This window comes from Kitasatospora sp. NPDC093679 (assembly GCF_040683455.1).
Lineage (GTDB): Bacteria > Actinomycetota > Actinomycetes > Streptomycetales > Streptomycetaceae > Kitasatospora > Kitasatospora arboriphila.
On the sequence record NZ_JBFBDW010000037.1, the window covers coordinates 17,361 to 31,342 of the forward strand.

General features: G+C 71.8%; 11 protein-coding genes and 1 other RNA gene. 1 reads left to right on the forward strand and 11 read right to left on the reverse strand.

Features of this window, described 5'->3' with window-relative positions; genetic code table 11:
- Window positions 1-10: 10 nt before the first annotated feature.
- The 10 genes from AB0O09_RS26325 to ftsE form a co-directional block, all read right to left on the reverse strand.
- Window positions 11-292, reverse strand: coding sequence for an HU family DNA-binding protein (locus tag AB0O09_RS26325; RefSeq protein ID WP_030271959.1), 282 nt, complete (start codon window positions 290-292; stop codon window positions 11-13).
- A 481-nt stretch (window positions 293-773) separates the two neighbouring features.
- Window positions 774-2,249 carry an NAD-dependent malic enzyme gene (locus AB0O09_RS26330; RefSeq protein WP_363545180.1) on the reverse strand — a complete coding sequence of 492 codons (1,476 nt, stop codon included), beginning with the start codon at window positions 2,247-2,249 and terminating at the stop codon, window positions 774-776.
- A gap of 399 nt (window positions 2,250-2,648) precedes the next feature.
- The gene (locus tag AB0O09_RS26335) at window positions 2,649-4,937 is read right to left on the reverse strand and encodes a UvrD-helicase domain-containing protein (protein ID WP_363545183.1); all 2,289 of its coding nucleotides are present in this window, start codon (window positions 4,935-4,937) and stop codon (window positions 2,649-2,651) included.
- Window positions 4,938-5,196: 259 nt separating this feature from the next.
- On the reverse strand, window positions 5,197-6,384 hold the full coding sequence (locus tag AB0O09_RS26340; protein ID WP_363545186.1) for a uroporphyrinogen-III synthase: 1,188 nt from the start codon (window positions 6,382-6,384) through the stop codon (window positions 5,197-5,199).
- A 211-nt stretch (window positions 6,385-6,595) separates the two neighbouring features.
- Complete coding sequence (locus AB0O09_RS26345; protein WP_363545189.1) at window positions 6,596-7,963, reverse strand: nitrate/nitrite transporter; 1,368 nt, start codon at window positions 7,961-7,963, stop codon at window positions 6,596-6,598.
- A 198-nt stretch (window positions 7,964-8,161) separates the two neighbouring features.
- Window positions 8,162-8,539, reverse strand: a transfer-messenger RNA (tmRNA) gene (gene ssrA / locus AB0O09_RS26350).
- 146 nt (window positions 8,540-8,685) lie between these two features.
- Window positions 8,686-9,168, reverse strand: coding sequence for an SsrA-binding protein SmpB (gene smpB, locus AB0O09_RS26355; protein WP_363545192.1), 483 nt, complete (start codon window positions 9,166-9,168; stop codon window positions 8,686-8,688).
- A gap of 119 nt (window positions 9,169-9,287) precedes the next feature.
- Window positions 9,288-10,403, reverse strand: coding sequence for a S41 family peptidase (locus AB0O09_RS26360; protein WP_363545195.1), 1,116 nt, complete (start codon window positions 10,401-10,403; stop codon window positions 9,288-9,290).
- 110 nt (window positions 10,404-10,513) lie between these two features.
- A complete protein-coding gene (gene ftsX / locus AB0O09_RS26365; RefSeq protein WP_344623413.1) occupies window positions 10,514-11,425 on the reverse strand; it encodes a permease-like cell division protein FtsX in 912 nt (303 codons plus the stop codon).
- 59 nt (window positions 11,426-11,484) lie between these two features.
- On the reverse strand, window positions 11,485-12,174 hold the full coding sequence (gene ftsE / locus AB0O09_RS26370; protein ID WP_344623412.1) for a cell division ATP-binding protein FtsE: 690 nt from the start codon (window positions 12,172-12,174) through the stop codon (window positions 11,485-11,487).
- Between the two features lie 337 nt (window positions 12,175-12,511).
- On the opposite strand from ftsE, the gene AB0O09_RS26375 reads away from it, so the two are divergent.
- Window positions 12,512-12,706 carry a hypothetical protein gene (locus AB0O09_RS26375; RefSeq protein WP_263105151.1) on the forward strand — a complete coding sequence of 65 codons (195 nt, stop codon included), beginning with the start codon at window positions 12,512-12,514 and terminating at the stop codon, window positions 12,704-12,706.
- Between the two features lie 150 nt (window positions 12,707-12,856).
- Here the strand turns inward: AB0O09_RS26375 and prfB are convergent, their stop codons facing one another.
- Entirely contained in the window at window positions 12,857-13,966 is a 1,110-nt protein-coding gene (gene prfB, locus AB0O09_RS26380; RefSeq protein WP_363545199.1) for a peptide chain release factor 2, read from the reverse strand.
- Window positions 13,967-13,982 lie beyond the last annotated feature (16 nt).

Sequence of the window (13,982 nt, forward strand, 5' to 3'; positions counted from 1 at the left end):
CTGCCGGGGCTCAGGCGCCCTTGGCGGCTTCCTTCAGCTTGGAACCGGCGCTGACCTTGGCGCTGTAGCCGGCCGGGATCTGGATCGGGTCACCGGTCTGCGGGTTGCGGGCGGTGCGCGCGGCGCGGTGGGTCCGCTCGAAGGTCAGGAAGCCGGGGATGGTGACCTTCTCGTCACCCTTGGCGACGACCTCGCCGACGACCTCGGCGAAGGCGGCCAGCACGGCGTCGGCGTCCTTGCGGGTCACCTCGGCGCGCTCGGCCAGCGCGGCCACCAGCTCACTGCGGTTCATGTGTACTCCTGTGGTCTGTTGCTTGCGGTGTACGGGGGCCCCATCGGTCGCCCCCTCCGGGGGAACCCGGATGGGCCGCTGGTCCGCACACTGGTGCTCGTTCAGGCGAGGGGTGGTCAGAGGCCGGGCTCCGGCCCCGAAGCGCCGCAAACCGCCCGCCCGGGTACGAATCCTGCCCCGACCGGCACTGAGAAAGCCAATCGGCCACCGGCGGTGTTGACCCGAACAGATCCCGCCCGGCGGAGGTGTGACGCTCCGTCGGCCCCGGAGGGCCGGACCGGGCGGCGGTCGGGACGACACGCCGGAAAGCCCGGAGGGACGTTCCGTACTTGTCGGACACGCCACCCCCGTGCAGGGCTACCGTACGCCCTGGCACCGACAAGCCCAAACACGCCCCTTCCCCTTGTGTCGCAAGGGGAAGGGGCGATCCGGCGCCCGGCGCGTCGTTCGCACACCTGAGCGATCAAGAACGACACTCCGGTCAGATGCCGACGACCGGGAAGGAGGAGGTGTCGAGGGTGCCCACGATGCCCGCGGTCGGGCGCACCGGAACGGGCTCCTGACCCTCCCGTGCGGCCAGCGCGACCTCGCGCACGGCCGCCGCCACGGTCTTCGCGACGTCCGGGTGGAAGACGCTCGGGATGATGTAGTTGGCGTTGAGCTGGTCGTCCGCGACCGTGGTGGCCAGCGCCCGGGCCGCGGCGATCATCATCGCGGTGTCGACCGTCCGGCTCTGCGCGTCCAGCAGGCCGCGGAAGACGCCCGGGAAGACCAGCACGTTGTTGATCTGGTTCGGGAAGTCGCTGCGGCCGGTGGCGACCACCGCGGCGGTCTGCCGGGCCACCGCCGGGTCGACCTCCGGGTCCGGGTTGGCCAGCGCGAAGACGACCGCGTCCTCGGCCATGGTGGCCAGGTCGTCGCCGTCCAGCACGTTCGGGGCCGAGACGCCGATGAACACGTCGGCGCCGGCCACCGCCTCCTTGAGGCTGCCGGTGCGGCCGGAGCGGTTGGTGTGCTCGGCGATCCAGCGCAGGCTGTCGTTGAGGTCCTCGCGGCCGCTGTGGACGACGCCGTGCACGTCGGCCACGGTGGCGTGCTCCACGCCGGCGGCCAGCAGCAGCTTGAGGATCGCGGTGCCCGCGGCGCCGGCGCCCGACATCACCACCCGGATGTCGGCGATGTCCTTGCCGACCACCTTGAGCGCGTTGGTCAGCGCCGCGAGGACGACGATGGCGGTGCCGTGCTGGTCGTCGTGGAAGACCGGGATGTCCAGGGCCTCGCGCAGCCGGGCCTCGATCTCGAAGCAGCGCGGCGCGGAGATGTCCTCCAGGTTGATGCCGGCGAAGCCGGGGGCGATCGCCTTCACGATCGCGACGATCTCGTCGGCGTCCTGGGTGTCCAGGCAGATCGGCCAGGCGTCGATGCCCGCGAAGCGCTTGAAGAGGGCCGCCTTGCCCTCCATGACCGGCAGCGCGGCCTTCGGGCCGATGTTGCCCAGGCCCAGCACCGCGGAGCCGTCGGTGACCACCGCGACGCTGTTGCGCTTGATGGTGAGGCGGCGGGCGTCCTCGGGATTCTCGGCGATCGCCATGCAGACCCGGGCGACGCCCGGGGTGTAGATCATCGAGAGGTCGTCGCGGTTGCGGATCGGCAGCTTCGAGGACATCTCGATCTTGCCGCCGAGGTGCATCAGGAAGGTGCGGTCCGAGACCTTGCCGATGCTGACGCCGTCGATCGTCCGCAGCTTCTCGACGATCTCCTCGCCGTGGGCCACCGACGACGCGGCGACGGTCACGTCGATGCGCAGCGACTCCAGGCCGGAGGCGGTGACGTCGAGACCGGTGACCGAACCCCCGGAGGACTCGACGGCCGTGGTGATCGCGCTGACGGCGTTGCCCCGGGCCGGGACCTCCAGCCGCACCGTGATCGAGTTGGAGACACTGGGCACCGTCGCCATCGACGTCCTTCTTCCGTCCGCTCTTGAGGGTCGTTCCGGTCTCGATCGTCGCACTTACCGGTCGGTAGCCAGAAATAAAGTTCATTGAGTGTGCAGAACCCACAAACGGCACGGGCCGCCGCACTGGGCCGGTCGTGTGCTCCGCCGAAAATCTCCCGACGCGGCCTTGGCGTCCCGAGCCGATGCGTTACATTGGACGGGACACCGGCTCGATCCAAGCCCCCGGGCCCAACCTTCGTCGCTTCGAGCGACCACTTGCCGCGAGGCGAGCATGGCGGGTCGGTGTCATTGACGTGAGAAGGCCCCCACCTCCGGGTGGGGGCCTTCGTCGTACCGCGGCGCCGGGCACCGCCGTGCCGCGGTGCGCCGGCCGGGCGGGCGGCCCGGCCGGCGCCCGCGTCAGCCGTGCAGCAGGGCGGGCACGCCGTCCGCGTCCGGCAGGTCGTCCGGGCCGGAGAGCACCGTGAGCCGCTGGGTGGCCCGGGTGAGCGCCACGTACAGCACCCGCAGGCCCGCCTCCGACTCCCCCGCGATGCCGGTCGGGTCGGCGACCACCGTCGCGTCGTACTCCAGGCCCTTGGCCTCCAGGCTGCCCAGCGCCACCACGCGGTCGCCCAGGCCCTCCGCCCAGCCGGCCGCCTCCGCCCGGCGGTCCATCGGCACGACCACCGCCACGGTGCCGTCGACCTCGCCCAGCAGCCGCTCCAGCTCGACCCGGGCGGCCCGGCCGAAGGCCTCCGCCCCGGCCTCCCGGACGGCCGCGAACCGCGGCACGACGCCCGTCGACCGCACCGCGCTCGGCGAGGGCGTGCCCGGCGCCGCCAGCGCCAGCACCTTCGCCGCCACCTCGGCGATCTCGGCGGGGTTCCGGTAGTTCACGGTCAGCGTGTGACGGCGGCGCGGCTTGCCGGCGAGCACCTCGTCCATCGCGGACTGCGCCTCCTGCGGGAACGGCCAGGAGGACTGCGCCGGGTCGCCGACGATCGTCCAGGTCGCCATCCGCGCCCGGCGGCCGATCATCCGCCACTGCATCGGGGTGAGGTCCTGCGCCTCGTCCACGATCACGTGCGCGTACTCGGTGCGCTCCACCGGGACGCGCTCGCGCCGGCCGTAGGAGCGCTCCGCGTACGTGGTGAGCTCGTCCAGCCCGGACAGCATGTCGACGGCGTCCACCTCGCGCACCTTCGGCCGGGCCGGCTCGCCGAGCAGCACCTGCAGCTCGTCCACCAGCGCCACGTCGTGCGCCGACAGGGCGCCCCCGCCGCGGGCGTCCAGGTGCCGCCAGGAAGCGGCCAGCAGCCGGGCCTCCTCCGGGGTCACCGCACGCCGGGCGATCCGGTTGGTGTGCCGCGGGTGGCGCAGGGTCGCCAGCACCCGGCGCGGGGTCACCGGCGCCCACCAGGCGTCCAGGAAGTCCAAGAACGCCGACTCGTCCGAGACGTACTCGTCGAAGGCCTCCCGCTCGTCCTGGCGCTGCTCCCGCTCCGAGTGGGTGGTCGGCTTCGGCAGGTGCCGGGTGAGGTCCTGCCACAGGGCGTCCAGCAGCAGCCGGCGGGCCCTCGGGCGCAGCAGGTTCAGCGGGGTGCCGCCACCGCCGACGACGGTCGCGCGCAGCGCCTTCAGCCGGCCGGCGTCCAGCCGCAGCGACTCACCGCGGGCGAAGACCCGCAGCTCGGTCGGCGCGTCCAGCTCCAGGGCCGCCCGGGCCGCCCGGCGCAGCAGCTGGACCATCCGGCCCGACCCCTTGATCCGGGCCGTCTCCGGGGTGTCGTAGCGCTCCGCCTCGATGCCGTCGACCAGGCTGCCGACCGCCCGGATCGCCACCTGCCCCTCCTCGCCCAGCGAGGGCAGCACGCCCTCGGTGTACGAGACCAGCAGCGGGGTGGGGCTGACCACGAGGATGCCGCCCGCGTACCGGCGGCGGTCCTGGTAGAGCAGGAACGCGGCCCGGTGCAGGGCGACCGCGGTCTTGCCGGTGCCCGGACCGCCGGTCACCAGGGTGGCGCCGGCCGCGGCCGCCCGGATGACCTCGTCCTGCTCCTTCTGGATCGAGGAGACGATGTCGCGCATGGTGTGGCTGCGGGCCCGGCCCAACGAGGCCATCAGGGCGCCGTCGCCGACCACCGCCAGCTCCCGGCCGTCCAGGGTGGGGGTCAGGTCGGGGCGCAGCAGGTCGTCCTCGACGCCGATCACCTTGCGGCCGCGGGAACGGATCACCCGGCGGCGGATCACCCGGCCCGGCTCCAGCGGGGTGGACCGGTAGAACGGCGCCGCGGCCGGCGCCCGCCAGTCGATCACCAACGGGCCGTACTCGGCGTCGAGCACGCCGAGGCGGCCGATGTGCAGGGTCTCCGCGACGGCCGGGTCGGCCGGGTCCATCGGGGTCTGCGAGGGGATGCCGTGCTCCTCGGGCGCGTCCGCCTGCTGGAGGTCGATCCGGCCGAACAGGAAGTCCTCGAACTCGCTGTTCAGCCGCTGCAGGTGCGCACCGGCCCGGTAGACCTGGGCGTCGCGCTCGGCGAGCGCGCCGGGGGTGCCGACCTGCACGCGCTTGGCGGCGTCCTCGAGGATGTACTCGGCCTCGGCGAGCTTCTCCTCCAGACGCCGGTAGACGGTGTCGAGGTGGCTCTGCTCCTCGGCGATCTCGCGGTCGCGGACGGAGTCGGTGGTCTCTGGTGTGGTGTGCATGGGCCTCGGGGGGTACGGCGCGGGCGGGAGCGGCGGACGGAAGATCCTACTCCTTGCCGCCCGGGGAACCCGCACAGGCCCGGGCGAGCCCGACCAGGGGCGCGGGGAACCGCGCAGTCCGGGGCCGGGCATCCTGACGCACCAGGGCCCGCCCCTGATCCGTATGGCGACCCGCTCCCGCATTGCGCAGTTCCCCGCGCCCCTGATCTCGACTCCCCCGATGTGCGAGGTTCCGCTCCCCTGGTCTGGCCCTGCGGAGCTATCCCTCGTCGCCGTACTTGGTGTCCGGGGCCGGGACGGGGTCGACGGCGAGGCGGTAGCCGCGTTTGACGACGGTGGCGATCAGGCGGGGCGTGCCGAGGGCGGCCCGCAGCCGCGCCATCGCCGTCTCCACCGCGTGCTCGTCGTCCCCGCTGCCCGGCAGCGCCCGCAGCAGTTCGCTCCGCGGCACCACCCATCCCGGCCGCCGTGCGAGCGCCCGCAGCAGGGCCATTCCGGCGGGCGGCACCGGCCGCAGGTCGCCGTCGACGAGGGCGGCCTGGCCGCGCAGTTCGAGGGTGTGTCCGGCGACGGCGAGCCGGCGGGCGCGGTCGGGGAGCCGGGCGGTGAGGGTCTGCACCATGGCCCCGAGCCGCATGCGTTCGGGCCAGACGGTGGCGATGTCGAGTTCTTCGAGCGGGGCGGCGGTGACCGGTCCGACGCAGACCGGCAGGACGTCGCGTCGCAGCGCGTGCAGCAGCTCGGCGGTCTGGCCGCGTTCGGCGGCACGGTCGAGGAGGCCGAGGGCGGCGGGGGCGGAGGTGAAGGTGACGGCGTCGAGGGAGCCGCTGCAGGTGGCGTCGAGGAGCCGGTCGACGGGTCCGAGGTCGAGCGGCGGCAGCCAGCGGTAGACGGGGACCTCGACGACCTCGGCGCCGGCGGTCGTGAGCGAGTCGACGAAGTCGCGCAGCGGGGCGCCGTGCAGCTGGACGGCGATCCGGCGGCCGTCGACGCCCTGGTCGAGGAGCCGTTCGAGCACCTCGACGGAGGACTCCGACTCGGCGGACCAGGCTTCGCGCAGTCCGGCGGCGCGGATGGCGCCCTTGGCCTTGGGACCGCGGGCCAGCGTCTCGGCCTTGGCGAGACTGCCGACGAGGTCGTCGAACAGGTTCCAGCCCTCGGCGGCCTCGATCCAGCCGCGGAAGCCGATGCCGGTGGTGGCGACGGCGATGTCCGGCGGGTCGGCGATCAGGGCGCGGGTGGCGGCGAGGAGTTCGGTGTCGTCCGCGAGCGGGACGATCCGCAGGGCGGGTGCGCGCAGCACGGTGGCGCCGCGGCGCTGGAGGAGGGCGGCGAGCTCGTCGGCGCGGCGGGCGGCGGTGATGCCGATGGTGTAGCCGGCCAGCGGCGGGGCGGTGTCCTGCGACGGTACGAGGGCGGCGGTCGCGACGGCGGTGCGGTCGGCCATGGGCTGACGTCCTTCGTGGAGCGCCCCGGGGCCGTCGGCGTGCCTCGGGGGCGTGCCGCTCGCTCCGGTCCCTGCGGGCCGTGGCGGGCGGCGGGTGGGTGGGTGGACAGTCATCGTCCCGTGCCGGGGTGTCACCGCCGGGTCGGTCCGATTTCCGGCTTGTTTCGCAGGTGAGGGCCGGTCCGCGGTGCGGACCGGCCCTCGGTGGCGATCAGACCCGGGCGAGTGCCGGGGCCTGGGTGCCGGTGGGGGCGGCGCTCGGGCGGCGCAGGTAGACCGCCCAGGTGAGGGCGAAGCAGACGGCGTAGGCGGCGAGGAAGGAGACGAAGGCGGGGGTGCCGCTCTTGGTGGTGAGGAAGGACTGGCGGAAGGCGAGGTTGATGAACAGGCCGCCGAGGGCGCCGACCGCACCGATCACGCCGATCGCGGCGCCGGACATCCGGCGGGACCAGGCGGCCGCGTCGTCCGCGGTGTCGCCGGCGGCGATCCGGTCCTGGGCCTTGGCCTCGAAGATGCCGGGGATCATCTTGTAGGTGGAGCCGTTGCCGATGCCGGCGAAGACGAAGAGCGCGATGAAGCCGACGAGGAAGACCGGCAGCGACTTGATCGAGGAGGCGTAGGTCACCACCGAGGCGGCGGCGGCCATCGCGACGAAGTTCCAGAAGGTGATCCGGGAGCCGCCCCAGCGGTCGGCCAGCCAGCCGCCGACCGGGCGGATGACCGAGCCGAGCAGCGGGCCGATGAAGGTGAGCTGGGCGGCCTGCAGCGGGGTCCGGCCGAACTGGTTCTGCAGGACGAGGCCGAAGGCGAAGGAGAAGCCGATGAAGGAGCCGAAGGTGCCGATGTAGAGCACCGACATCAGCCAGGTGTGCCTCTCCTTGAGGATGGCCTTGAAGGTGCCGGTGTCGTTGCTGAGCTGGGCCAGGTTGTCCATGAACAGGGCCGAGCAGAGCGCGGCGACGGCGATCAGCGGGATGTAGATGCCGAGCACCAGGCGGGGCGAGGTGGCGCCGGCCCAGGTGATCACGCCGAGGCCGATCAGCTGGATGACGGGGACGCCGATGTTGCCGCCGCCCGCGTTGAGGCCGAGCGCCCAGCCCTTCTTCCGGAGCGGGAAGAAGGCGTTGATGTTGGTCATGGAGGAGGCGAAGTTGCCGCCGCCGACACCGGTGAGGGCCGCGACCACCATGAAGGTGGTGTAGGAGGTGCCGGGGTGCATCACGTACGCCGCGGCGATGCTCGGGACGAGGAGCAGCAGCGCGGAGACGATCGTCCAGTTCCGGCCGCCGAAGCGGGCGACGGCGAAGGTGTAGGGGATCCGGACGAAGGAGCCGACCAGGGTGGGCATGGCCACCAGGAAGAATTTGCCGGCCGGGTCGATGCCGTAGCCCTTGCCCATGAAGAGGACCATGACCGACCACAGGCTCCAGATCGAGAAGCCGATGTGCTCGGAGAAGACCGAGAAGATCAGGTTCCGGTTGGCCACCTTGCGGCCGGTGCGCTCCCAGAATTCGGTGTCCTCGGGCCGCCATTCCTGGATCCAGCGGCCGCCTGTTCTGCGCTGGGCTGTGTCGCTCATCGGTCTCCCCTTGCGTGCCGGTGCCTGCCCTGCCCGTGCTGTCATCGATGACGCTAGGAGCCCATGGTTTCGGGATCGTTGTGGTCTGTGAAGCCTGCGGAACCGTCCTCTCACCCGCCGCCGTCCGCCGGTGTGAGGCTCCGGAGACACACGAAGGCCGCCCTCCGGGAGTGGAGGACGGCCTGGGTGCACATGGGATGGTGGAGATGCCGGGAATCGAACCCGGGTCCGATGGAGTGGATTCAGGACTTCTCCGAGCGCAGTCCGCTGTGCTTTTCTCGGCCCCGGCAGTCACGCGGACAAGCCGCCGACGGGCCCAGCTACTGTTTGGTTTCCCTCCCGCCCCCGTAGCCGGGGCGGTTGGTTGAGTTCCCTAGATTATGCCAGGGTCCGGGTCGGGAACTCCCCGGTCTGACACCCTATTCGCTCGCTGATCAGGCAGCGAGAGCGAACTGCGGGGTATCGCGCTTGGTGTTGGCGATTATTTTTTTGCGACACGTGGTTAACGAGATCATTGCCGCGTTCCTCGGCTCGCTTCTCCTGTTTCGACTACCACCGTCGAAACCGATCATCCCCATGTTGATTTGACAAACAGCTCCGGTGGGCGGGGCCCTCCGGCGGTGCGAGTGCCATGGTACGCGGTCGGCCCCCGGAGGGTCCAGCGCATTACCGGGCGGCGGGGCGGGGCCCCTCCGACGGGCCGGCCGGAGGCCGGGCCGGGGTCAGACCGCGCGCTGCCTGCGGCGGGCCGCGGCGATCGCGCGGTCCGACTCACGCCGGTCCTGCTGCTCGCGCAGCGTCTGGCGCTTGTCGTACAGCTTCTTGCCAACCGCCAGGGCGATCTCCAGCTTGACCCGGCCGTCCTTGAAGTACAGGGAGAGCGGGACGAGCGTGTGGCCCGTCTCCTTCACCTTCGACTCCAGCTTGCGGATCTCCAGCTTGTGCAGCAGGAGCTTGCGCTTGCGCTTCGCCGAGTGGTTCGTCCAGGTGCCCTGGGTGTACTCCGGGATGAACAGGTTGTCGACCCAGGCCTCGTGCCCCTGGATGTAGGCGTACCCGTCGACGATGTTCGCCCGGCCCTCGCGGAGGGACTTCACCTCGGTACCGGTCAGCACCATGCCGCACTCGTAGGTGTCGAGGATGGTGTACTCGTGCCGCGCCCGCTTGTTCTGCGCGATGACCTTGTTGCCCTTTTCCTTTGCCATAGCGCCGACATTCTCGCACCTCGGCGACGTCGGGGGCAGTCCTTTTGCGCGCGGGCGGCGGGCGCGCCGGGCCGGCGGGCCGCCGGCACGCCGCTGCGGGGCCGTGGCGGCCCGGCGGATCAGCGGCGCGCGCCCAGGCCCGCGAGGACGTGCAGGGCGAGGTCGGCGGCGCCCTCCGGGGCGGCCGAGACGTCGGGCTGCAGGCCGGTGCCGTCGGGCGAACGGCCCTCGGGGGTGTAGTAGCGGCCCACGGTGAGCTCCACCACGCCGCCGTCCGCCAGCCGGCTGGGCTGCTGCACGGTGCCCTTGCCGAAGGTCCTGGCGCCCACCAGGACGGCCCGGCAGCGGTCCTGCAGGGCGCCGGCGAGCAGTTCGGCGGCGCTCATCGTCCCGCCGTCCACCAGCACCACCAGCGGGGTGGCGGTGTCCCCGCCGGACGCGGCCGCCAGCTCGCGCCGCACCCCGCGGGACTCGTAGGAGGCGACCGGCCCGCCGTCCAGGAAGACCGAGGCGGTGCCGACCGCCTCGTCGACCAGGCCGCCGGAGCTGCCGCGCAGGTCCAGCACGACCGCCCGGGCCCCCTGGGCCGCGATCCGGACCTGTTCGGCCACGCCGCTGGTGAAGGCCCGCACGGCGATCCGCGTCACGCCGTCGGGCAGCCGCTCGACACCGACCTCCTGGGCGGCCAGTAAGGCCCGCCCCAGCACGACCTCGCGCGGGGCCGCCGAGCCGCGCGAGACGGTGAGCGCCACCGTGCGGTCGGTCGGGGCACCGGCGCTGCCGCGCAGCCGGGCCACCACCTCCGTCACCGGCAGGCCGTCGGCCCGGGCGCCGTCGACCGCGACCAGCCGGTCCCCGGCCGCGATGCCGGCCCGGGCGGCCGGGCCGCCGGGCTGCACGGCGGAGACGGCGGTCGATCCGTCCCCGCTGCGGTCCACCGAGAGCCCCACGCCGAGGTAGCGGCCGCGGATCAGGTCCGCGTACTGGTCCGGGCTCAGGTAGGCGGCCCAGCGGTCGCCGCTCGCGTCGACCAGGGCCTCGGCCTGCTGCGGGCTGAGGTCGGCTCCGGTGACGTCCCGTCCGGCGGCGAGCCGTGCGGCGGCGTCCGTCGAGGGCGGCAGCGGCACCGTCAGCGGCTCGCCCCAGGCGCCGCTCGCGGCACCCGCCATCAGGACGACGCCGAACACCAGGGTGAGCGCGGCTCCCTGGCGTACCCGACGGTGGCTTCCCGGCATGCGACGGAGTCTAGGCGGCACGGCCCCGCCGGGGCGACGGAACGCCCGGGTACGACGAGGGCGGCCCCGGACGGCGCAATGCCGTCCGGGGCCGCCCGGGACCTCGCAGGTCAGACCTTGAGGTACTTGCGCAGGGTGAAGAAGGCCGCGATGCCGGCCATCGCCATGCCGACCACGACCAGCAGCGGAATCACCGTCAGGACCGAGGACAGGCCGATGAACTGGATGAACAGCACCCGCTTCGCCAGCCAGTGCTGGACGAAGAAGTGGCCGAGCAGCAGCAGGCCGGAGGCCATCACCGCGCCGAGCAGGGCGGAGAACGCGGCCTCCGCGATGAACGGCATCTGCACGTAGAAGTTCGAGGCACCGACGAGGCGCATGATGCCGGTCTCGCGCCGTCGGCTGAAGGCCGACACCCGGACGGTGTTGACGATCAGCAGCAGCGCCACGAAGAGCATCAGCACCATGATGACGAAGGCGGCGGTCTGCAGACCGTTCAGCAGGCCGAAGAGGTTCTCCAGGATCCGGCGCTGGTCGTCCACCGACTTCACGCCGGGCTTGCCGGCGAAGGCGCTCTGGATGACGTCGTACTTCGTCGGGTCGCTGAGCTTGACCCGCCACGACTGCGGCATCGCCTCCGGACCGACCGCCGCGAGCAGCGGGTTGTCCGGGTTCGACTCCTTCCAGTGCTTGTACGCCTCGGGGGCGGTCTCCAGGGTGGCCTTCTGCACCAGCGGGGTCATCTTGTCGAGCTGCGCCTTGACCGCGGTCACCTGGTCGTCGGTGGCCGCACCGCTGGCGCACTGCGCCGAGGCCGCCATGTCGAACTTGGTGCAGAACGAGATGCTGACCTCGACCTTGTCGTACCAGTAGCCCTTCATCGAGTTGACCTGGTCGCGGACCAGGAGGCTGCCACCGGCGAGGGCGAGGGACAGCGCGACACTGACGATGACCGCGATGGTCATCGTCAGGTTGCGGCGGAGGCCGATGCCGATCTCCGAGAGGACGAACCGGATGCGCATGCTTCTCTCAATCCAGGGTCGGTGCAGGCTGGGCGGTCAGGCGTGACGACGGGTGGCGGCTAGTTCTGGTAGCCGTACACGCCGCGGGCCTGGTCGCGGACCAGCAGCCCCTTGTCGAGTTCGATCACGCGCTTGCGCATCTGGTCGACGATGGCCTGGTCGTGCGTGGCCATCAGCACCGTGGTGCCGGTGCGGTTGATCCGGTCGAGGAGCTTCATGATGCCGACCGAGTTCTGCGGGTCGAGGTTTCCCGTGGGCTCGTCCGCGATCAGCAGCATCGGGCGGTTGACGAAGGCACGGGCGATCGCCACGCGCTGCTGCTCACCACCGGAGAGCTCGCCGGGCATGCGGTCCTCCTTGCCGCCGAGGCCGACCAGGTCGAGCACCTCGGGCACCACCTTGGCGATGGCGCTGCGCGGCTTGCCGATGACCTCCAGGGCGAAGCCGACGTTCTGCGCGACCGTCTTGTTCGGCAGCAGGCGGAAGTCCTGGAAGATCGTGCCCAGCTGGCGGCGCATGTGCGGCACCTTCCAGTTGGACAGCTTGCCGAGGTCCTTGCCCATCACGTGCACGGCCCCGGTACTGGGGCGCTCCTCGCGCAGGCAGAGCCGGAGGAAGGTCGACTTCCCCGAGCCGGACGAGCCGACCAGGAAGACGAACTCGCCCTTCTCGATCTCCAGCGAGACGTTGTCCAGGGCAGGACGGTTCTGCTTGGGATAGGTCTTGGAGACGTTGTCGAATCTGATCACGGCTGCATCACGGAGGCCATCCTAGGTGGGCCCGTCCGCGCCCCGGACCGGGAGCGGCGGTCGAAGCGGCATCCTCCCCGACCGCTCCAGGTCTGGGACCATACGCGAACCACGGCCCGACCCGCAGTCCCGGGTCGGGTACCGACCGATGATTCGTCGGGGATTGTTCCTGTCTGTCCGGAATTGGAAGGCGGGATTTGTGCGCGCTATCTCACAATCGCACCGGAGAACACCCCCTCTGCAGGGGCCGGGCGTCCGCGAACCTGGCACAGTGGAGAGACGGACGGAACCATCGGCCCGTCCGGTGCGTTTGCAGTGACAGCAAGGAGGAGATCGCATGACCTGCGACCATCTGGTGTGCGCCAACTGCAACGGCCGCGTGAGCGAGGGCCGGTGCCCGGTGTGCCGCGCCAACCGGGCCCGCATGCAGGAGCAGCAGGGCCCGTTCGCCGCACTGACCCCGGCGACCCTGCTGGCCCTGATCGCGGCACTGTTCGCGGTGGCCCTCATCGCCCGGCAGGCGCTGGCCTGAGACCAGGAACGCCCGAAGGCCCCCGGAGCCGAGCTCCGGGGGCCTTCTTCGTGTGTCAGGAATCAGCTGGCGGTCTCCCGCTGCTCGCGCCGGCGGATGCCGGCCTCGATGCTGTGCCGAACGTTCACCTCGCCCGGCATCCGCACCCGATCAGCTGGCGGTCTCCCGCTGCTTGCGCCAGCGGATGCCGGCCTCGATGAAGCCGTCGATGTCGCCGTCCAGGACGGCCTGCGGGTTGCCGACCTCGTGCTCGGTGCGCAGGTCCTTGACCATCTGGTACGGGTGCAGGACGTAGGAACGCATCTGGTTGCCCCAGGAGCTGCCGCTGTCCTTGAGGGCGTCCATCGCGGCCTTCTCCTCCTGGCGGCGCCGCTCCAGCAGCTTGGCCTGGAGGACGTTCATCGCCGAGGCCTTGTTCTGGATCTGCGAGCGCTCGTTCTGGCAGGAGACCACGATGCCGGTCGGCAGGTGGGTGATGCGCACCGCGGAGTCGGTGGTGTTGACGCCCTGGCCGCCGGGGCCGGAGGCGCGGTACACGTCGATGCGCAGGTCGCCCTCGTCGATGTCGACGTGGTCGGACTGCTCGACGACCGGGAGGACCTCGACGCCGGCGAAGGAGGTCTGCCGGCGGCCCTGGTTGTCGAACGGGGAGATGCGCACCAGGCGGTGGGTGCCCTGCTCGACGGAGAGGGTGCCGTAGGCGTACGGCGCCTTGACGGTGAAGGTCGCGGACTTGATGCCGGCCTCTTCGGCGTACGAGGTGTCGTAGACCTCAGTCGGGTAGCCGTGCCGCTCGGCCCAGCGCAGGTACATGCGCATCAGCTGCTCGGCGAAGTCGGCGGCGTCGACGCCGCCCGCCTCGGCACGGATGTTGACCAGGGCCTCGCGGGCGTCGTACTCGCCCGACAGGAGGGTGCGGACCTCGAGCTCCTCGACGGCCTTCTTGACCGACTCCAGCTCGACCTCGGCCTCGGCGCGGGTGTCCGCGTCGTCCTCGGCCTCGGCCAGCTCGAACAGGACGCCCAGGTCGTCGACCCGGCCGCGCAGGGTCTCGAACTTGCGCAGTTCGCCCTGGAGGAACGAGAGCCGGCTGGTGACCTTCTGCGCGTTGGCGACGTCGTCCCAGAGGGTCGGGGCGGCTGCCTCCTCCTCCAGGGTCGCGATGTCGGCCCGGATCTTGTCCAGGTCGAGGACGGCCTCGATCGACCCCATGGTCGTCTCGAGGTTCTTGAGCTCTTCGGAAGGATCGACGGCTGCCACGCCTCAAGCGTAATGG

Bases quoted from the DNA above. Each gene is read 5' to 3' on its own strand.
- AB0O09_RS26375 (WP_263105151.1), top strand. From the start codon at position 12,512: ATGACCTGCGACCATCTGGTGTGCGCCAACTGCAACGGCCGCGTGAGC.
- AB0O09_RS26340 (WP_363545186.1), bottom strand. From the start codon at position 6,384: ATGGCCGACCGCACCGCCGTCGCGACCGCCGCCCTCGTACCGTCGCAG.
- AB0O09_RS26335 (WP_363545183.1), bottom strand. From the start codon at position 4,937: ATGCACACCACACCAGAGACCACCGACTCCGTCCGCGACCGCGAGATC.
- AB0O09_RS26345 (WP_363545189.1), bottom strand. From the start codon at position 7,963: ATGAGCGACACAGCCCAGCGCAGAACAGGCGGCCGCTGGATCCAGGAA.
- AB0O09_RS26325 (WP_030271959.1), bottom strand. From the start codon at position 292: ATGAACCGCAGTGAGCTGGTGGCCGCGCTGGCCGAGCGCGCCGAGGTG.
- AB0O09_RS26360 (WP_363545195.1), bottom strand. From the start codon at position 10,403: ATGCCGGGAAGCCACCGTCGGGTACGCCAGGGAGCCGCGCTCACCCTG.
- ftsX (WP_344623413.1), bottom strand. From the start codon at position 11,425: ATGCGCATCCGGTTCGTCCTCTCGGAGATCGGCATCGGCCTCCGCCGC.
- smpB (WP_363545192.1), bottom strand. From the start codon at position 9,168: ATGGCAAAGGAAAAGGGCAACAAGGTCATCGCGCAGAACAAGCGGGCG.
- AB0O09_RS26330 (WP_363545180.1), bottom strand. From the start codon at position 2,249: ATGGCGACGGTGCCCAGTGTCTCCAACTCGATCACGGTGCGGCTGGAG.